We start from the raw sequence: 17,012 nt of genomic DNA, 5'->3' as shown, positions 1-17,012 counted from the left end.
CACTACAGGGTGGAGCAAGCTTGGCAGGTTCGGCTATGCCTTAGCGTGCTTTATTTTCCGTTTTCTGAGACGACCCCAAGAAGCTCGAACGCGACATGGGGCCGGAGCTGCTGGCCGCCCTCAACGATCCCAAGACCGTTGAAATCATGCTCAACGCGGACGGCAAGCTCTGGCTCGAACGCCTGGGCGAGCCGATGAAGTGCATCGGCACGCTGCGCGTCGCGCAGGCGCAAGCCATCATCGAAACCATCGCGGGCTACCACGGCAAGGAAGTCACGCGCTCCAAGCCGATCCTGGAAGGCGAGCTGCCCCTTGATGGCAGTCGCTTCGCCGGCCAGCTCCCGCCGGTTGTGCCCGCACCCACCTTCGCCATTCGGAAGAAGGCCGTCGCCATCTTCACGCTCGATCAGTACGTCGAACGCGGAATCATGACCGCGCCGCAGCGCGAGGCATTGATTGCAGCGGTGCGCGCGCACCGGAACATCCTTGTGATCGGCGGCACCGGCTCGGGCAAGACCACGCTGGTGAACGCGATCATCAACGAGATGGTGATTCAAGACCCGACCGAGCGGGTTTTCATCATCGAGGACACCGGCGAAATCCAGTGCGCCGCCGAGAACTACGTCCAGTACCACACCAGCATCGACGTGAACATGACGGCGCTGCTGAAAACCACCCTCCGCATGCGCCCCGACCGAATCCTGGTCGGCGAGGTGCGCGGCCCCGAAGCCCTTGATCTGTTGATGGCCTGGAACACCGGGCACGAAGGAGGTGCTGCAACCCTGCACGCAAACAACGCCAAAGCTGGATTGGATCGGCTCGCCATGCTCATCAGCATGCACCCCGATTCCCCGAAACCCATTGAACCGCTTATCGGCGAGGCGGTTCACGTGGTTGTTCATATCGCCCGCGTCGAAGGCTCGCGGCGCATCCAGGAAATCTTGGAGGTTTCCGGGTTCGCCAACGGCCAGTACATCACCAAAACCCTCTGACTAGGAGTTACGACCAATGCAAGCAACCTTCCCGGCATTCCGCCTCAACCGCAACGCCCTGTTCTACATGGGCCTCTTCGCCCTCCTGGCGTTCTTCCTGCTGGCCCCCCAGCACGCATTCGCCTCCGAGGGCACCGGCGGCTCTCTGCCGTATGAGAGCTGGCTGACCAACCTCCGCAACTCCGTCACCGGCCCGGTGGCCTTCGCGCTGTCGATCATCGGCATCGTGGTCGCCGGCGGCATCCTGATCTTCGGCGGCGAACTCAACGGCTTCTTCCGCACGTTGATCTTCATCGTCCTGGTCATGGCCCTGCTGGTCGGCGCGCAGAACATGATGAGCACGTTCTTCGGCCGTGGCGCGGAAATCGCCGCCCTGACCGATGGCGCGCTGCACCAGGTCAAGGTCGCCGCGCTGGACGTGGCCGGCTTCCCCGGCGAAGCCGTCATGCGCTGGGCCGAGCGCGGCCACATCGCGGGGTAAGTCATGGCTCTGCGCGCGATCCCCATCCGTAGGGCCGGCAACCGAGAAAACCTGTTCATGGGCGGGGATCGTGAGCTGGTGATGTTCTCGGGCCTGCTGGCCGGCGCGCTGATTTTCAGCGCCCAAGAAGTGAGGGCAACGGTGTTCGGCATCGCCTTGTGGTTCGGCGCGCTCTTCGCGCTGCGCCTCATGGCGAAGGCCGATCCGAAGCTGCGACACGTGTACCTGCGGCACCGCCGGTACAAGCCGTACTACCCGGCTCGCAGCACGCCCTTCCGTGACAACACGCCGAGTCAAGGGAAGCAATACAAATGATCGAAGCAATCGCAATTGCCATTGCTGTGCTCGGTGCGGTTCTGTTGCTCATCCTCTTTGCCCGCATCCAGGCTGTCGATGCCGAGCTGAAGCTCAAGAAGCATCGCGCCAAGGATGCCGGCCTGGCCGATCTGCTCAATTACGCCGCCGTGGTCGATGACGGCGTGATCGTGGGCAAGAACGGCTCCTTTATGGCCGCCTGGCTGTACAAGGGGGATGACAACGCCAGCAGCACCGAGGAACAGCGGGAAATGGTGTCGTTCCGCATCAACCAGGCCCTGGCGGGCCTGGGGAACGGCTGGATGGTGCATGTCGATGCTGTGCGTCGGCCTGCGCCGAACTACTCGGAGCGGGGCGTGTCATCGTTCCCCGACTCCGTTTCCTTCGCCATTGACGAGGAACGCCGGCGCTTGTTCGAGGGCCTGGGCGCGATGTTCGAGGGCTACTTTGTCCTGACCGTCACGTGGTTCCCGCCAGTGCTGGCCCAGCGCAAGTTTGTCGAACTCATGTTCGATGACGATGCGGTGGCTCCCGACCATACGGCGCGCACTACGGGCCTGATTGCGCAGTTCAAGCGCGAGATCACCAGCCTGGAATCGCGCCTGTCCTCGGCGGTCAAGATGACGCGCCTGCGCGGCCAAAAAGTCGTGTCGGAAGAGGGCAGGGAAGTCACGCACGATGACTTCCTGAGCTGGTTGCAGTTCTGCGTGACGGGCCTCCATCACCCGGTCATGCTGCCCAGCAATCCGATGTACCTCGATGCGGTAATCGGCGGGCAAGAGCTGTGGGGCGGCGTCGTGCCCAAGATCGGGCGCAAGTTCATCCAGGTGGTCGCCATCGAAGGCTTCCCCTTGGAGTCAACGCCTGGGGTGCTCTCGGCCCTGGCCGAGCTGCCCAGCGAATACCGCTGGTCGAGCCGCTTCATCTTCATGGATCAGCACGAGTCCTTGAAGCACCTGGACAAGTTCCGCAAGAAGTGGAAGCAGAAGATTCGCGGCTTCTTCGATCAGGTGTTCAACACGAATACCGGCTCGATCAACCAGGACGCGGCCGCGATGGTCGGCGACGCCGAGGCGGCCATCGCCGAGGTCAACAGCGGCTTGGTGGCGGCCGGCTACTACACCAGCGTGGTCGTGCTGATGGACGAGGATCGGGAGCGCCTGGCGGCCTCCGCGCTCCTGGTCGAGAAGGCCGTCAACCGCCTGGCCTTCGCGGCCCGTATCGAGACGATCAACACGCTCGATGCGTACCTGGGCAGCTTGCCCGGCCACGGCGTCGAGAACGTGCGCCGGCCGCTCATCAACACGATGAACCTGGCCGACCTGCTGCCGACAAGCTCGATCTGGACGGGCAGCGCCACGGCTCCGTGCCCGATGTACCCGCCGCTGTCGCCGGCGCTCATGCACTGCGTGACGGTGGGCGCTACGCCGTTCCGCCTGAACCTGCACGTGCGCGACCTGGGCCACACCTTCATGTTCGGCCCGACCGGCGCAGGCAAATCGACGCACCTGGGCATCATCGCCGCGCAGCTCCGTCGCTACGCCGGCATGTCGATCTACGCCTTCGACAAGGGCATGTCGATGTACCCACTCGCGGCCGGCATCCGCGCGGCCACGAAGGGCAAGAGCGGCCTGCATTTCACGGTGGCCGCCGACGATGACCGCCTGGCGTTCTGCCCGCTCCAGTTCCTCGAAACGAAGGGGGATAGGGCCTGGGCGATGGAGTGGATCGACACCATCCTGGCGTTGAACGGCGTCAACACCACGCCGGCGCAGCGCAACGAGATCGGCAACGCGATCATGAGCATGCACGCCAGCGGCGCGCGCACGCTCTCCGAGTTCTCGGTGACGATTCAGGACGAGGCGATCCGCGAGGCCATCAAGCAGTACACGGTGGACGGCTCGATGGGCCACCTGCTCGACGCCGAAGAGGACGGCCTGTCGCTGTCCGACTTCACGGTGTTCGAGATCGAAGAGCTGATGAACCTGGGCGAGAAGTTCGCGCTGCCGGTGCTGCTCTACCTGTTCCGCCGCATCGAGCGCGCACTGAAAGGCCAGCCCTCCGTCATCATCCTGGACGAAGCCTGGTTGATGCTGGGCCACCCCGCGTTCCGCGCCAAGATCAGGGAATGGCTCAAGGTGCTGCGCAAGGCCAACTGCCTTGTGCTGATGGCGACGCAAAGCCTCTCCGACGCGGCCAACTCGGGCATCTTGGACGTGATCGTGGAATCGACCGCGACCAAGATTTTCCTGCCCAACGTCTACGCCAGGGATGAGGACACATCGGCGCTCTATCGCCGTATGGGCCTCAACGCGCGTCAGATCGAAATCCTGGCGACTGCCATTCCGAAGCGTCAGTACTACTACGTCTCGGAGAACGGCCGCCGTCTCTATGACCTTGCCCTGGGGCCGATGGCCCTGGCCTTCGTCGGTGCGTCCGACAAGGAATCGGTCGCCACCATCAAGAGCCTCGAAGCCAAGTTCGGCCACGAATGGGTGCATGAGTGGCTGGCCGGCCGTGGGCTGAATCTCAACGACTACCTGGAGGCCGCATGAGCATCGCCGACACCCTCAAGGGCTTGATCTTCAAGAAGCCCGCCAACTCCGCCGAGCCGCGCGATCCGCGCCGCTCGAAGGAACCGCTCGCCGGCGGCCGCCGTGCGGGCGAGGCCGAGAACCCCTACCTGGCCGCGCGCCGCACCTGGAACGATCACGTGGGCGGCGTCGTCTCGCAGCGCCAAACCTGGCAGGTGATCGGCATCCTGTCGCTGTTGATCGCGCTGGCCGGCGTGGGTGGCGTGATCCACATCGGCAGCCAGTCGAAGTTCATCCCCTACGTGGTCGAGGTGGACAAGCTGGGCCAGACGGTGGCCGCCGGCCCGGTGCAGGCCGCAGGGAAGGCCGATCCGCGTGTCATCCACGCCGCCGTTGCGGACTGGATGAGCTGCGCGCGCATGGTGTCGCCTGACGTGGCCTTGCAGCGCAAGTGCGTGTTCAAGGCGTACTCGATGCTCGCCCCCAACGATCCGGCGACGCCAAAGATGAACGAGTGGTTGAACGGCACGCCCGATTCCAGCCCGTTCAAGCGCGCCGAGAAGGAAATGGTCAGCGTCGAGATCAAGACCGTCATCCCGCAAACGCCCGACACCTGGCAAGTCGAGTGGGTGGAAACCACGCGCGACCGCCAAGGCACGCTGAAAGGTCAGCCCGTCACCTGGCGCGCGCTCGTGACTACCTACATCGCCGAGGTCACGCCCAACACCACCGATGAGCAACTGCGGAACAACCCGTTGAGCATCTACGTGCGTGATTACTCCTGGTCCCGCATCCAATGAATTCGAGGTCATCCACCATGAAGAAAACCCTCTCCGCTTTGATCGTGGGCGCTGCTGTGGCGGTGCCCTCCCTGGCTCTGGCCGCCCCTGGCGACGACATTGCCGACAAGTATTTCAACAAGACCAACCCGACGCTGACCGCTCAAGAGCGCGCGGCGCTCGCCATCGCCAAACGGTGGGAAGCGGGGTCGGCGACCGGCATCAAGCCGGTGGCCGGCTCGGGCGGTGCCATCAAGTTCGTGTACGGCGCGCAGCAGCCGAGCATCGTTTGCGCGGTGCTCCAGGTGTGCGACGTGGCCTTGCAGCCCGGCGAACAAGTGAACTCGATCAACCTGGGCGACACGGCCAGGTGGACGGTGGAACCGGCCATCACCGGCAGCGGCGCGACCGAGGTTCAGCACCTCATCATCAAGCCGATGGACGTGGGCCTCGAAACCAGCCTGGTTGTGACCACGAACCGCCGCAGCTACCACTTCCGCCTGCGCTCGCATCGCACCGAGTACATGCCGCAAGTCTCGTTCACGTACCCCGAGGAAGCGCAAGCCAAGTGGGACGCGATCCAGCGCCGCGAGAAGCAGGAACGCACCGACAACACCCTGCCGGCGACGGGCGAGTACCTGGGCGATCTCTCGTTCGACTATGAGCTGTCCGGGTCGGCGAGCTGGAAGCCTGTGCGCGTCTACAACGATGGCCGCAAGACCATCATCGAAATGCCCGGCACGATGCAGCAGACCGAAGCGCCGACGCTCCTGGTCGTGCGCAAAGAGGGCGGCTTGTTCACCGACGACGAAACGGTGCTGGTCAATTACCGCGTGCAGGGCAATCGCTACATCGTGGACACGGTGTTTGACCGCGCGATCCTGATTGCCGGTGTTGGCAGTAGCCAAGACCGCGTGACCATCAGCCGGAGGAAGTGACCATGCGCAAGATCGTCTCTCTCGCGCTGCTCGCCCTCGCCCTGGGCCTCGGCGGCTGCGCAACCACCAGCCAGTACGGCAACTTCGTCCAGTCGGCCGCGCTCGATCAGCAGAAGCTCGCCACCGACGCGGTGCAGCAGCTCGCCACGCTGTACGCGCCGGCGCGCACGCGCCTGGAGCTGCAACAGCCGACGCCCGATCCGTTCGGCCAGGCGCTCGTCAAGTCGCTGCGCGACAAGGGCTATGCCCTCCTGGAGTACGCCCCGGCCGGCGCTTCCACGCAGGCCCCGGCCTCGGCGGCATCGCAGGCGAGCGCACCGGCCACCACGGCCGCGTCGGGCGGCCTGCCGTTGCGCTACGTGCTCGACCAGGCTGGCGACTCGAACCTGTACCGCCTGACCTTGATGGTCGGCAATCAATCCATCACCCGCCCTTACCTGGCGCAAAACGGCACGTTCGCGCCGGCCGGGTACTGGGTGCGCAAGGAGTGACGCCATGACAGAAAACGCCGATCAGATGGCACCTGACGCTTCGCCTGGCGAAGTGTCCAAGAAGGCGGGCGTCCGTCGCGTCAACAACATGCCCATGTACATCCTCGGCGGCGTCCTGCTGTCGTTCGTGCTGGTCATGGCCCTGGTCGCGGCGGATCGCGCGGCCAAGCAGAACGCGCCGGCGGACGGCCCCAAGGAGAAGGCCGGCAACACGTCGATGTTCGCCAAGGAGATCGCAGGCGACAAGACCGGCGGCTTGATCGAGCCGGCAAGCCCGCTCAAGGTGCCCGACATGCCGACCGGCCCGGCGTCGGCTCCGCTGGAGATCGCGCGGCCGTCCAACCCGGACGCGCCGCCGGCCCCGCCGGCCAACCCCGGCAACCCGGGCCAGCCGGTGAACGACGACGAGGCCCAGCGCATCCGCATGGCGAAGATGCAGATGTTCGGCGAAGCCGTGAAGGCCAAGACCACCGTGCGCGTGGATGCCCCGCGTAGCAACGGCTCCGCGCCGGGTGGCCCGAGCACCTACACCGGCACGCCGCAGACGCGCGATGAAATGCTGAACCGCATCGCAGCGGTGCAGCAGCAAATCGACGCGCAGCGCAGCAACGATCCGACCGCCGCCTATCAAGCACGCCTGGCGCAGATTCGCGGCATGGGCGTCGGTGGTGGCGGCGCGGCTCCGGCCGCCGGCGGCATGGGCGCGGGCGGTGCGCCGCAGCTCCTGCAAACCTCGACCAGCGGCGGCGGGCGCAACAGCATGGCGCAGTTCGGCCAAGGTGGGCAGGGCGACCGCTGGAAGCTGGATTCGCAGCCGGAAGCGCCGCGCACACCGTTCGAGCTGCGCGCGGGCTTCGTCGTGCCGGCCACGCTCATTTCGGGCATCAACTCCGATCTGCCGGGCCAAATCATGGCCCAGGTCGCGCAGGACGTGTACGACACACCGACCGGCAAGCACCTGTTGATCCCGCAGGGATCGCGCCTCGTCGGCTCGTATTCGAGCGACGTGGCCTACGGCCAAGCGCGCGTGCTGGTTGCGTGGCAACGCATCGTGTTCCCCGATGGCAAGGCGATGGACATTGGCGCGATGCCAGGCGCGGACAGCGCGGGATACGCGGGCTTCCACGACCAGGTGAACAACCACTATGTGCGCCTGTTCGGCTCGGCCTTCCTCATGTCCGGCGTGACAGCAGGCATCACCTACAGCCAACGCCAGAACCAGGCCACAAACACCTATGGCGCACCGAGCGCCAGCAGTGCCCTAAGCGAAGCCCTCGGCCAGCAGCTCGGCCAGGTTACGGCGCAACTCATCGCCAAGAACCTGAGCATTTCGCCGACGCTGGAAATTCGGCCGGGGTATCGCTTCAACGTCGTGGTCACGAAGGACATGACGTTTTCCAAGCCGTACCGTTCCTTCGATTACTAACGCCATAGGAGAAAAGCACCATGAAGCCGAAGTTTTTAGCCGCTAAATTGGCCCTCGTCATTGCTGTTTCGAGCACGCTGGCGGTCACACCTGTGCAGGCTGGCATCCCCGTCATCGACGGCACCAACCTGTCGCAGAACATCATGACGGCCATCGAATCGGTGGCCCAGACGCTCAAGCAAATTGAGCAGTACAGCACCCAGCTCCAGCAGTATCAAAACCAACTCCAGAACACGATGGCCCCGGCCGCGTATATCTGGGATCAGGCGCAATCGACCATCAACGGGTTGATGAACGCGGTCAACACGCTGGATTACTACAAGACCCAACTCGGCAGCCTGGACAGCTACATCGGCAAGTTCCAGGACGTGAACTACTACAAGAACTCGCCGTGCTTTACGGCGGCAGGGTGCTCCGACGCGGAACGCGCAGCACTTCGGAATGTGGCCCAGCTCGCGAGCGAGTCGCAGAAGAAGGCCAACGATGCCTTGTTCAAGGGCCTCGATAGGCAGCAAACGAATCTCACGGCCGATGCAGCGACGTTGCAGCGTCTTCAATCGGCAGCGCAGGGCGCGCAGGGCCAAATGCAGGCCATCGGCTACGCCAACCAGCTCGCCAGCCAGCAGGCCAACCAGCTCTTGCAGATTCGTGGCCTGCTGATCGCGCAGCAGAACGCGATGGCAACCAAGATGCAGGCCGACGCCGACAAGGAAGCCCAGCAGGCGGCAGCGGCCGCACAACTGCGCCAGGGCAGCTACCGGGCCAGCCCGGCGCGCACCTGGTAAGGGGGATTCATGAAAGCAATCAAGGCTCTGTCCTTGGCCTCGGCCGCCCTCGTGGCGGCCTTGGTCGCCGGCTGCGACAACAAGCCGGCCACGGCCCCCATGCCGGAAGTGAACGACGAGAACTGCAAGCCCGAGAACATCGCCAAGATCGAGGACAAGGGCGTCCAGCAGGCTTTTTCGTCGCTGTGCTTGCGTCGTGGTGGGGATTTCAAGCCCAGCCCGAAACGCGAATGGTGAGGTGCTGACGATGAGAATGCCAGCCAATCTAAAAACCCTCGCCCTGCCGCTGTTCGTCTGGCTGGCGTTCTTCGCGGTCGATGCCCACGCGGCCATCGACAACGCCGGCGTGTTCGATAGCGTGCTGGATCGCTACCAGGCCGCCGCGAGCGGCTGGGCCGGTGTCATCACCACGGCCGCAACCTGGCTCTTCTGGACGCTGGTTGTGATCTCGATGGTCTGGACGTTCGGCATGATGGCCTTGCGCAAGGCCGACATTGGCGAGTTCTTCGCGGAGTTCGTCCGCTTCACGATCTTTACCGGCTTCTTCTGGTGGGCGCTGACCAACGGCCCTAACTTCGCCTCGTCCATCTATGCGTCGTTGCGGCAGCTCGCCGGCAACGCGACGGGCCTGGGCAATGCTCTGTCGCCCTCGGGCATCGTGGACGTGGGCTTTGCGATCTTCGACAAGGTGATGGATCAGTCCTCGGTGTGGTCGCCGGTGGACAGCATGGCCGGCATCCTCATGGCCGTGGCGATCCTGGTCATCCTGGCCCTGGTCGGTGTGAATATGCTTCTGCTGCTCGCGTCGGGCTGGGTGCTCGCCTACGGCGGCGTGTTCTTCCTCGGCTTCGGTGGTTCGCGCTGGACTTCCGACATGGCGATCAACTACTACAAGGTCGTCCTGGGCGTGGCCGCGCAGCTCTTCGCAATGGTGCTCCTGGTGGGCATCGGCAAGACCTTCCTCGATGACTACTACTCGCGCATGAGCGCCGGCATCAGCCTCAAGGAAATGGGCGTGATGCTGATCGTCGTCATCATCCTCTTGGCGTTGGTCAACAAGATTCCGCCGCTCATCGCCGGGATCATCACCGGCGCGAGCGTGGGCGGTGCCGGCATCGGCCAGTTCGGTGCAGGCGCTGCGTTGGGTGCCGCAGGCATGGCAGCAGCAGCGGCCGCGACCGGCGGCGCCGCTCTGGCCGCCGGCGCAGCCTCGGCCGCCGGTGGTGCCTCTGCCGTCATGGCCGCCTTCTCGAAGGCCAATGAGAACGTGTCGGCAGGCACGGACGTTATGTCGGCCTTCTCGGGCGGCGGCAGCTCGGGCGGCGGTGCGGGCGGCGGCGGCGACGCCGGCACCGGCAGCACGCCCTTCGCTCAGGCTGCGGGCTTTAGCGGCAGCTCCGGCGGTGGCTCTTCGTCGGGTGGCGGCAGCCCCTCGACCGGCAGCAGCTCGGGCAGCTCGAAGGGCGGCGATAAGGGCGGCGGCAAAGCCGACGCCGGCGGCCAGGGCAGCAGCTCGACGGCCAGCACCGGCAGCAGTGCCGACAAGGCCGCCAAGAACGAACCCAAGCCCGCCGGCGGGGCAGGGCAAGGGCAGCAGGCCGCACCGGGCAGCACCGGCCCCGGCTTGCTCGCATCGGCCGCATCGGCCCTCGGCACGGCCGGCCGCATCGCCGCCGACGCCGGCGCGAACTTGGCGAAGGGAACCGCCGATGTTGCCAAGGCCAAAGCCGCGAGCCTGCGCGAAGCCGCAGCCGAGCGGATCGCCGACACCACTGGCGGAAAGATCGCCGCCGCGATCAAGGCGCAAGGAAGCGGCACGGCCGAGAACATCGACGTGCCCGACCAGCAGCCCGCGCCGAGCTTCGGCGACAACAGCCTGGCAGGCGGCCCCGCCGATGCCGATCCCGAGTCCGAAGTAGCTGCGTTCGCCAACCGCGAGCAAGGCCGCGACGGCACAACTGCGTAACCAAGGAGAGTCCAACCATGAAGAAGAAACTGTTTGCCCTGGCCGCCCTCGTGGCAGCCCTCGGATCGACCGCCGGCACGGCCAGCGCGCAAGACGTGCTGACCGGCGACACGCGCCTGGCCTGCGAGGCGATCCTGTGCCTGTCGTCGGGCACGCGCCCGAGCGAATGCACGCCGTCGCTGTCGCGGTACTTCAACATCACGAAGCGCAAGCTGTCGGACACGATCCGCGCCCGCCTGAACTTCCTCCAGCTTTGCCCGGTGGCGAGCCAGACGCCGGAAATGCAGTCGCTCGTGTCGGCGATCTCGCGCGGCGCTGGCCGTTGCGACGCGCAGTCGCTGAACTCGACGTTGGTGATGTGGACGGGCGGCTACGACGATGGGCGCACGTACATCAGCAACCAGTTGCCTGACTACTGCGGGGCCTACACCGGCCACGCCTACACCGACTTCGCCAGCAGCGGCACGCTGCCGCGCTATGTCGGGACGCCAGAGCGGGGCGGGTATTGGGTCGAAGCGCGCGACTATGACCGCGCCTTGGCCGAGTACAACGAACGCATCCGGCGCGAGGACGAAGAGCGCCGCCGTCAGTCCTGGCTGAACTGAGGGAGGGGAGGGCATGCCGTTCTTCGCCGATCTGCCGCCGCAGCTCCAGGAGCGCGTCGTCTGCTCGATCTCGGCCGCCGTCAAGTACGAGGTGCCGGTCAACATCGTGTTGGCCGTCGCCGAGAAAGAGGGCGGCAAGCCGGGCCAGTGGGTGCGCAACTCGAATGGCACGCATGACGTTGGCCCGATGCAGTTCAACACCGCGTACCTGGGCGACCTGGCCCGATACGGCATCACGGCGAACGATGTGGCGGCTGCCGGCTGCTACTCGTTCGACCTGGCCGCCTGGCGGCTGCGGATGCACATCCGCAACGACAAGGGCGACCTCTGGACGAAGGCGGCGAACTACCACTCGCGCACGCCGCAGTACAACGCGGTGTACCGGGCCGACTTGATGCGCAAGGCGTCGAAGTGGGCCGATTGGCTCGAAGCTCGGTTCGTCACGCTTGACGTGACGAAGGCCGGGGCCACGCCCTCGACGCCCAGCCAGCCCGCGACGGTGGCCCAGCGGGCGACGCCGGCGGCCAGGCCGGCACCAGCACCCCAGCAGGCCGCCCCAGCGGCCGCAGCAGCTCGCAGCGTGTCGGTGGCCGGCTACGTGCCCCGCACGGTGTCTTTCAACACTTCACGCGAGGGGTCGGCCGAGTAGGCCGGCTCTTCCGATTTAGCGGCTAAACATGGACAAATTCCACGCCTTCATGATGCGGTACACGCTGGGCGTCGGCCGGTTGCTTCAAGCCTATTGCAAGTGGGCGGAAGGACAGGCCAAGAACCAGCTCGATTTGCTTCTGCTGGGCCTCGGCCCGATCTTCGCCTTGGGCCTTCTGCTGTGGGCGCTGCCGGCGTGGATCGGCAAGCCCATCGCCTTCGTGCTCTCACTGCCAGCGCTCTACATCATCTTCCTGGTGCTGCGCGCCTACGCGATTCGCGGGGGCCGGCGCTGATGAAGGCCCTGCGGATTCCTGATGGAACCGTCGAAGCGTTGAAGTGGCTCGCACTGGTTCTCATGACCGGCGATCACGTCAACAAGTACCTGTTCAACGCGACGCTGCCGGTGCTGTTCGAGGCCGGCCGCGTGGCGCTCCCCCTTTTCGTGTTCGTCCTGGCCTACAACCTGGCCCGGCCGGGCACGCTCGAACGCGGCGTGTACGGCCGCACCATGTCGCGCCTGGCGATGTTCGGCGCGCTGGCCTCCGTGCCCTTCGTGGCCCTCGGCGGCCTGTACGCCGGTTGGTGGCCGCTCAACGTGATGTTCACGCTGCTGGTCGTCACGGCCACGGCTTACCTGGTCGAACGTGGCGGCAAGCTGCACCTGGCGGCCGCCGGCGTGGTGTTCCTGGTCGGCGGCAGCTCGGTCGAATATTGGTGGCCGGCCGTGGCTTTCGGCCTGGCGGTGTGGTCGTACACGCGCCGGCCGAGCTGGGCCGCCGCGGCGGTCGCGGTGCTGGCCTGCGCGGCCCTGTGGTTCGTCAATCGCAACCTGTGGGCCTTGGCAGCCCTGCCGGTGCTCTTCCTGGCCTCGCGGGTGGATGTGCGCGTGCCGCGCCTGCGCTGGGCCTTCTACGCCTATTACCCGCTGCACCTGGCCTCGCTCTGGTTGATCCGCATCCCCATGAGCAAGGCCGGCTACCTGTTCTTCTGATTGGAGTCCTGCCCCATGCGAAAACCCGTTCTTCTGGCCCTCTCTCTGGCGTTCCTGGTCAGCGCGCAAAGCGCACTGGCCGCCGGCGACGCCGGCAACTTCGGCACGCCGATCAAGTCCGGCGTATCGGTGTCCTTCCCCGACAGCAGCGCGACATTCCAGCCGACGCCAGAGGCCCTGGAGCTGCTGGCCGACGCTAGGAATGCGGCGATCATCTACATCAGCGGGCGCACCAGCACACTACGGCCCAGCGCGGCCGATGAGGCCCTTGCACTACGCCGTGCGCTCTCGGCCAGGTCGTACTTGGTGGCGCGCGGCGTCTCGCCGCTCAAGATCATGGTGAACTTCGCATCGGCCGCCGATTTCGTGGCAGACAACTCGACGGCCGAGGGCCGGCGCGAGAACCAGCGCGTGGACATTGAGGTGGTCTACATCCCCACCTACTGAGCGATCCGGCATCGCCATTCCTGGCGGTGCTGCAGGACGCTCCAGCAGCTTCGCATCGTCGGCTCTGACGATGCAGGCCCGGCCGGCTTCCCTTGACAGCATCGCCATTTCTGACGATACTGGCCAAACACCAACCTAGGAGTGCATCATGTCCAAGCCCCTCAGCATCGGCGCTTTCGCCGCCTTGCAATACCTGCCGCATATCGAAACCTTCCTGGCCACCGGCGACGGTGACTTCGACGGCCCGATCTGGGCCAAGGCCACCAGTGAAATCACTCACGGGTCGGCTGCCAACTACGGGTCACGCGCCGCAGCCTGCCATCAGGTTCTAAAGCGCAGCGAGCGTTCCTGCTCGCATGGCTGATGCGGTCTGTTTCGGCCGTCAAAACCATTGAGGAGATAAAGGATGAAAAAGATAAGTGTACTGGCGCTAGGGGAGACTGTCTTCACTAAACTGGATAGCCGGACGTTTTTGCCAGCCATGGAAGGCGTGGGCGCGGCGCCGGTTGTGGGCGACTTTACGAAGGGTGCGCATGGCACACTCATTCGTCTTGATGCCGGTGTCCGGCTTCCGCTCCATCATTACACCGCTCCGCTAACAGGGATTGTGATCAGTGGCGCAGTGGCGCACCCGGTCCCTGGAAACGCAAAGACCAACGATACGCTTGGCCCGGGGGATGTCTTTTCCTTCGCGAAAGACGAGCCCCACGAGACGAACAATATGAGTGATGACGAGCCCGCGCTGTTCTTCATCTTCCAGGATTCGCCTTGGGTGTTTGAGCTGGACTGAGCGCAAAACCCAAGGGCGCGGACGCCGGCAGCTTGGGCCTGATCTTCATGGTCCATGGCCAGGCGATACACAGCTGCGCTCCTGGGGCTGATGAAATCAACCGTAGGATATGGAGCTACTAATGAGACTTACAAAGTAAGCGGTGCTCTGCTCCCACCTTTTGTGCATAGCTCTGATCTGAGATTCTGCGTTTTTTGTGGATCTGGGATTGGAGTTTATCCATGGAGCGCTCAGCGGAGTTTATCACAGATATAGATCTGCTTAGTCCCAAGGGGCATCGTCGCTGGCCGGATGCGCTTAAGGCTCGGATTGTTGCCGAGACGCTGGTGCCTGGCTCGAGCGTTGGATCGGTTGCGCGGCGGTATGACTTGCGTGCGAACCACCTGTCGGCATGGCGAGCGATGGCGCGGGCGGGCAAGCTGGTTTTACCCGCATTGGCCGAAGGTCCCGGGACCGAATATCCCGAGTTTGCACCTGTGGTTATGCGCGAGGAGATTGATAGCGATCCGGCGTCACCTGTGAGCGGCATGCTGGATATCCTGTGTGGTGGCGTTACGGTGCGATTGGACGCGGCCACCCCGGCGCGGCGGATCGCAGAGATTGCACATGCTCTGGGCGCAGATTCATGATCTTCCCCACCAACAGGGTACGGATTGTTGTCGCGACGAAGCCGGTAGACTTCCGTAAAGGCCATGATGGGCTGGCGGCACTGGTGAAGAACGAGCTGCACAAGGATCCGTTCACGGGCACGGTGTTTGTGTTCCGGTCGAAGCGAGCAGACCGGCTGAAGCTACTCTTCTGGGATGGGACGGGTCTTGTGATGGCCTACAAGCGGCTGGAGGAACATAGCTTCACCTGGCCTGATATCAGGGACGGCCTGATGAGCTTGAGCCATGCGCAGTTCGAGGCGCTGTTTGCGGGGCTTGATTGGCGGCGGGTTCGGGCGTTGTCGGTGCGGGTACCTATGGCGGTTGAATGACTGCGACACGATGAATCAGAGCCCTCTTTGGCGGAGCAGAAACAGGCCGGATTTGCTATGGTTTTGCCATGCAGAATACGGTCGATCTTCCCGATGATATTGATGCGTTGAAGGCCATGATTTTGGCCTCGCAGGCTGAGGTGCTGGATCGGGACGCGCTTCTTGAACATAAGAATGCGCTCATTGAACGTAAGGAAGACTGCATCCAGAGGCTCGAGAAGCTGGTTGCCGACTTCAAGCGAGCCCTGTTCGGCGCGCGTTCCGAGAAGGTCGATCGGGAACAATATGAGCTGTCGCTGGAAGATATCGAGACGGCCATGGCGGCGGTCCAGCCCGCGTCTCATCCAAGGCGCCGCTTGGTGAGGCGCTCAAATATATTACCAAATACTGGGACGGGCTCTGCATGTTCCTGACCGACGGGCGCGTCGAGATGGACAACAACAGCGTCGAGCGCAGCATCCGGCCAATAGCCATCAATCGGAAGAACGCACTTTTTGCAGGACACGACGCCGGAGCAGAAAACTGGGCGACCATCGCATCACTCGTTGAGACCTGCAAACTCAACGACGTCGATCCACAGGCCTGGCTCACTGACGTCCTCATCAGGATCGTCAATGGCCACAAGCAAAGCATGATCAACGACCTGCTCCCTTGGAATTATCCCGTCAAGGTGTGACCGAAACATCGCTTACCTTACAAAATCAATTCTGTTTGCTGTGATCGCCTTGATTGTTCATGCGATCGCGCCGATTGCCATGGCGGAACAATCGAAAGAGAAACCGCAGATCTCTCAAACGGAGATCTTCGCCATCTACGATCAGGTGAACGGTTTCGACATTGAAACAGCCGCTCTCGGCGCCGTTAAAGGTCAGGACACCCAAGTGCGCGAGCTCGCTGTGATGGTTCTGCGCGATCATTCCGCTGTTCGTCAGTGGGCGCGAGACATCGCTGCCGCCGAAGGCGCCGAATACAAAGTGGACGCTAAGAGCGAGGGCGCCGTCGGCCATAATGAGGCCATGGCGAAGCTAAAGTCTCTTTCCGGCACAGAGTTCGATCAAGCCTATCTCGCTCATGAGCGGGTATTTCATACAAACGCAATCGCGGCGATCAGAACGGCACTGCTTCCGGCATCGACAAGTGAGACGTTCAAGGCACATTTGGAGGCTGTGTTGCCCGGCTTTGAACATCATCTGGCGGAGACCATTCGAGTTGAAAAGGAATTGGGATACGCGAAGAACTGAGGTCGTGACAACCGGAAATCCCTGAACGATCATAAGGGCATGGAATGAGGGCGTCGCCTGATAGCCAAGGCTGAGGACATGATAAGGGCCGCTTCTGACGAAGCGGCCCTTTGCGTGTGGTGCTAAACCTTCCATTCGACAATTTCGAACTTGTTCGCGTCCCCATCGTCGGCCGGGAAAATGTTGGCGTTGACGATCTCGCCCTGAACCTTGGCTGAAAGTGACAGGAAAGCGTTGTCCTGACGTGATGTGCGGTGCCAGACGCCGCCGATCCGGATCGTGCGACCGCGCGGGGAGAGGGTGAAGACCTCGTAGTCCGGAGAGGTTTCGCCCTGTGGGCTCGGGTTCTTCAGAATGCGGATGTCATGATCGAAGCGCTCGCTGGCGATGAATCCCTCAAAGGCTTCGCCTTTCTTGGTGAGTTGACCGGTTATGCTCATGGCTGATGTCCTTTCAATTAAGCTGTCATGATTGACGCTCCCGCCATGCCGCATCGGGGCAGACGATCAGGTGTAAGCCCGAAATGTCAGCAGCGGTTGTAAACTGATACAGGCAGCGATTGAAAACTGATACACCATTTTGAGAAGATGGCCGCTTTGCG

Annotated in this window: 22 protein-coding genes and 2 pseudogenes; 23 read left to right on the top strand and 1 reads right to left on the bottom strand. The window is 63.8% G+C overall.

What is annotated here, in order from left to right:
- Positions 1-77: 77 nt before the first annotated feature.
- The 23 genes and pseudogenes from trbB to AC3A6M_RS24265 form a co-directional block, all read left to right on the top strand.
- A pseudogene (gene trbB, locus AC3A6M_RS24375) lies at positions 78-992 on the top strand (P-type conjugative transfer ATPase TrbB); the annotation flags it as partial.
- 16 nt (positions 993-1,008) lie between these two features.
- Positions 1,009-1,473 carry a conjugal transfer system pilin TrbC gene (gene trbC, locus AC3A6M_RS24370; protein ID WP_011114046.1) on the top strand — a complete coding sequence of 155 codons (465 nt, stop codon included), beginning with the start codon at positions 1,009-1,011 and terminating at the stop codon, positions 1,471-1,473.
- Positions 1,474-1,476: 3 nt separating this feature from the next.
- On the top strand, positions 1,477-1,788 hold the full coding sequence (locus tag AC3A6M_RS24365) for a conjugal transfer protein TrbD (protein WP_001207961.1): 312 nt from the start codon (positions 1,477-1,479) through the stop codon (positions 1,786-1,788).
- Entirely contained in the window at positions 1,785-4,343 is a 2,559-nt protein-coding gene (locus tag AC3A6M_RS24360) for a VirB4 family type IV secretion/conjugal transfer ATPase (RefSeq protein ID WP_487855279.1), read from the top strand. Before AC3A6M_RS24365 ends, AC3A6M_RS24360 begins: the two co-directional genes overlap by 4 nt.
- On the top strand, positions 4,340-5,122 hold the full coding sequence (locus AC3A6M_RS24355; protein ID WP_006122481.1) for a conjugal transfer protein TrbF: 783 nt from the start codon (positions 4,340-4,342) through the stop codon (positions 5,120-5,122). The genes AC3A6M_RS24360 and AC3A6M_RS24355 overlap by 4 nt, the downstream gene beginning before the upstream one ends.
- A 17-nt stretch (positions 5,123-5,139) precedes the next feature.
- Positions 5,140-6,039, top strand: a complete 900-nt coding sequence (gene trbG / locus AC3A6M_RS24350) for a P-type conjugative transfer protein TrbG (protein ID WP_006122480.1) — start codon at positions 5,140-5,142, stop codon at positions 6,037-6,039.
- Between the two features lie 2 nt (positions 6,040-6,041).
- Positions 6,042-6,530 (top strand): conjugal transfer protein TrbH, encoded by a 489-nt coding sequence (locus AC3A6M_RS24345; RefSeq protein ID WP_006122479.1) that lies wholly within the window; start codon positions 6,042-6,044, stop codon positions 6,528-6,530.
- A 4-nt stretch (positions 6,531-6,534) separates the two neighbouring features.
- Entirely contained in the window at positions 6,535-7,956 is a 1,422-nt protein-coding gene (locus AC3A6M_RS24340) for a TrbI/VirB10 family protein (protein WP_011114050.1), read from the top strand.
- A gap of 20 nt (positions 7,957-7,976) precedes the next feature.
- Complete coding sequence (trbJ, locus tag AC3A6M_RS24335) at positions 7,977-8,741, top strand: P-type conjugative transfer protein TrbJ (protein WP_010890135.1); 765 nt, start codon at positions 7,977-7,979, stop codon at positions 8,739-8,741.
- A 9-nt stretch (positions 8,742-8,750) separates the two neighbouring features.
- Positions 8,751-8,978 carry an entry exclusion lipoprotein TrbK gene (gene trbK, locus AC3A6M_RS24330; RefSeq protein WP_000644148.1) on the top strand — a complete coding sequence of 76 codons (228 nt, stop codon included), beginning with the start codon at positions 8,751-8,753 and terminating at the stop codon, positions 8,976-8,978.
- A gap of 16 nt (positions 8,979-8,994) precedes the next feature.
- The gene (gene trbL / locus AC3A6M_RS24325; RefSeq protein ID WP_015586029.1) at positions 8,995-10,707 is read left to right on the top strand and encodes a P-type conjugative transfer protein TrbL; all 1,713 of its coding nucleotides are present in this window, start codon (positions 8,995-8,997) and stop codon (positions 10,705-10,707) included.
- Positions 10,708-10,724: 17 nt separating this feature from the next.
- Complete coding sequence (locus AC3A6M_RS24320) at positions 10,725-11,312, top strand: TrbM/KikA/MpfK family conjugal transfer protein (protein WP_010890138.1); 588 nt, start codon at positions 10,725-10,727, stop codon at positions 11,310-11,312.
- Between the two features lie 13 nt (positions 11,313-11,325).
- A complete protein-coding gene (locus AC3A6M_RS24315; protein WP_011114052.1) occupies positions 11,326-11,961 on the top strand; it encodes a transglycosylase SLT domain-containing protein in 636 nt (211 codons plus the stop codon).
- Positions 11,962-11,989: 28 nt separating this feature from the next.
- Positions 11,990-12,256, top strand: coding sequence for a hypothetical protein (locus AC3A6M_RS24310; RefSeq protein ID WP_010890140.1), 267 nt, complete (start codon positions 11,990-11,992; stop codon positions 12,254-12,256).
- Positions 12,256-12,954 (top strand): TraX family protein, encoded by a 699-nt coding sequence (locus AC3A6M_RS24305; protein WP_011114053.1) that lies wholly within the window; start codon positions 12,256-12,258, stop codon positions 12,952-12,954. The genes AC3A6M_RS24310 and AC3A6M_RS24305 overlap by 1 nt, the downstream gene beginning before the upstream one ends.
- A gap of 15 nt (positions 12,955-12,969) precedes the next feature.
- Positions 12,970-13,401 carry an OmpA family protein gene (locus tag AC3A6M_RS24300; RefSeq protein WP_001665065.1) on the top strand — a complete coding sequence of 144 codons (432 nt, stop codon included), beginning with the start codon at positions 12,970-12,972 and terminating at the stop codon, positions 13,399-13,401.
- Positions 13,402-13,549: 148 nt separating this feature from the next.
- Positions 13,550-13,765: a hypothetical protein gene (locus AC3A6M_RS24295; protein ID WP_487855278.1), complete on the top strand. Its 216-nt coding sequence runs from the start codon at positions 13,550-13,552 to the stop codon at positions 13,763-13,765.
- 42 nt (positions 13,766-13,807) lie between these two features.
- Positions 13,808-14,191 carry a cupin domain-containing protein gene (locus AC3A6M_RS24290; protein ID WP_020817911.1) on the top strand — a complete coding sequence of 128 codons (384 nt, stop codon included), beginning with the start codon at positions 13,808-13,810 and terminating at the stop codon, positions 14,189-14,191.
- 221 nt (positions 14,192-14,412) lie between these two features.
- A complete protein-coding gene (locus AC3A6M_RS24285) occupies positions 14,413-14,820 on the top strand; it encodes a transposase (protein ID WP_020817912.1) in 408 nt (135 codons plus the stop codon).
- The gene (tnpB, locus tag AC3A6M_RS24280; RefSeq protein WP_020817913.1) at positions 14,817-15,170 is read left to right on the top strand and encodes an IS66 family insertion sequence element accessory protein TnpB; all 354 of its coding nucleotides are present in this window, start codon (positions 14,817-14,819) and stop codon (positions 15,168-15,170) included. Before AC3A6M_RS24285 ends, tnpB begins: the two co-directional genes overlap by 4 nt.
- Before the next feature lie 68 nt (positions 15,171-15,238).
- Positions 15,239-15,583 carry a transposase domain-containing protein gene (locus tag AC3A6M_RS24275; protein WP_487855277.1) on the top strand — a complete coding sequence of 115 codons (345 nt, stop codon included), beginning with the start codon at positions 15,239-15,241 and terminating at the stop codon, positions 15,581-15,583.
- Positions 15,502-15,846, top strand: a pseudogene (locus AC3A6M_RS24270) (IS66 family transposase); the annotation flags it as partial. The gene AC3A6M_RS24275 and the pseudogene AC3A6M_RS24270, both read left to right, overlap by 82 nt.
- Before the next feature lie 40 nt (positions 15,847-15,886).
- Positions 15,887-16,411, top strand: coding sequence for a DUF4142 domain-containing protein (locus tag AC3A6M_RS24265; RefSeq protein ID WP_233345781.1), 525 nt, complete (start codon positions 15,887-15,889; stop codon positions 16,409-16,411).
- Between the two features lie 122 nt (positions 16,412-16,533).
- On the opposite strand, the gene AC3A6M_RS24260 is transcribed toward AC3A6M_RS24265, so the two are convergent.
- A complete protein-coding gene (locus AC3A6M_RS24260; protein ID WP_369869773.1) occupies positions 16,534-16,851 on the bottom strand; it encodes a DUF736 family protein in 318 nt (105 codons plus the stop codon).
- Between the last annotated feature and the right edge of the window lie 161 nt (positions 16,852-17,012).

Source organism: Telluria sp. Soil_C_11 (assembly GCF_057657395.1).
Note: the sequence above shows the minus strand (reverse complement) of the source record. Positions and strands in the feature narration are given on the sequence as shown.

What these genes read in the sequence shown, in the direction of transcription:
- AC3A6M_RS24260 (WP_369869773.1), bottom strand. Translation starts at nt 16,851, where the DNA reads ATGAGCATAACCGGTCAACTCACCAAGAAAGGCGAAGCCTTTGAGGGA.
- trbC (WP_011114046.1), top strand. Translation starts at nt 1,009, where the DNA reads ATGCAAGCAACCTTCCCGGCATTCCGCCTCAACCGCAACGCCCTGTTC.
- AC3A6M_RS24295 (WP_487855278.1), top strand. Translation starts at nt 13,550, where the DNA reads ATGTCCAAGCCCCTCAGCATCGGCGCTTTCGCCGCCTTGCAATACCTG.
- AC3A6M_RS24320 (WP_010890138.1), top strand. Translation starts at nt 10,725, where the DNA reads ATGAAGAAGAAACTGTTTGCCCTGGCCGCCCTCGTGGCAGCCCTCGGA.
- trbK (WP_000644148.1), top strand. Translation starts at nt 8,751, where the DNA reads ATGAAAGCAATCAAGGCTCTGTCCTTGGCCTCGGCCGCCCTCGTGGCG.
- AC3A6M_RS24355 (WP_006122481.1), top strand. Translation starts at nt 4,340, where the DNA reads ATGAGCATCGCCGACACCCTCAAGGGCTTGATCTTCAAGAAGCCCGCC.
- AC3A6M_RS24345 (WP_006122479.1), top strand. Translation starts at nt 6,042, where the DNA reads ATGCGCAAGATCGTCTCTCTCGCGCTGCTCGCCCTCGCCCTGGGCCTC.
- AC3A6M_RS24285 (WP_020817912.1), top strand. Translation starts at nt 14,413, where the DNA reads ATGGAGCGCTCAGCGGAGTTTATCACAGATATAGATCTGCTTAGTCCC.
- AC3A6M_RS24305 (WP_011114053.1), top strand. Translation starts at nt 12,256, where the DNA reads ATGAAGGCCCTGCGGATTCCTGATGGAACCGTCGAAGCGTTGAAGTGG.
- trbJ (WP_010890135.1), top strand. Translation starts at nt 7,977, where the DNA reads ATGAAGCCGAAGTTTTTAGCCGCTAAATTGGCCCTCGTCATTGCTGTT.
- AC3A6M_RS24275 (WP_487855277.1), top strand. Translation starts at nt 15,239, where the DNA reads ATGCAGAATACGGTCGATCTTCCCGATGATATTGATGCGTTGAAGGCC.
- trbG (WP_006122480.1), top strand. Translation starts at nt 5,140, where the DNA reads ATGAAGAAAACCCTCTCCGCTTTGATCGTGGGCGCTGCTGTGGCGGTG.
- AC3A6M_RS24300 (WP_001665065.1), top strand. Translation starts at nt 12,970, where the DNA reads ATGCGAAAACCCGTTCTTCTGGCCCTCTCTCTGGCGTTCCTGGTCAGC.
- AC3A6M_RS24365 (WP_001207961.1), top strand. Translation starts at nt 1,477, where the DNA reads ATGGCTCTGCGCGCGATCCCCATCCGTAGGGCCGGCAACCGAGAAAAC.
- AC3A6M_RS24340 (WP_011114050.1), top strand. Translation starts at nt 6,535, where the DNA reads ATGACAGAAAACGCCGATCAGATGGCACCTGACGCTTCGCCTGGCGAA.
- trbL (WP_015586029.1), top strand. Translation starts at nt 8,995, where the DNA reads ATGCCAGCCAATCTAAAAACCCTCGCCCTGCCGCTGTTCGTCTGGCTG.
- AC3A6M_RS24315 (WP_011114052.1), top strand. Translation starts at nt 11,326, where the DNA reads ATGCCGTTCTTCGCCGATCTGCCGCCGCAGCTCCAGGAGCGCGTCGTC.
- tnpB (WP_020817913.1), top strand. Translation starts at nt 14,817, where the DNA reads ATGATCTTCCCCACCAACAGGGTACGGATTGTTGTCGCGACGAAGCCG.
- AC3A6M_RS24310 (WP_010890140.1), top strand. Translation starts at nt 11,990, where the DNA reads ATGGACAAATTCCACGCCTTCATGATGCGGTACACGCTGGGCGTCGGC.
- AC3A6M_RS24290 (WP_020817911.1), top strand. Translation starts at nt 13,808, where the DNA reads ATGAAAAAGATAAGTGTACTGGCGCTAGGGGAGACTGTCTTCACTAAA.
- AC3A6M_RS24360 (WP_487855279.1), top strand. Translation starts at nt 1,785, where the DNA reads ATGATCGAAGCAATCGCAATTGCCATTGCTGTGCTCGGTGCGGTTCTG.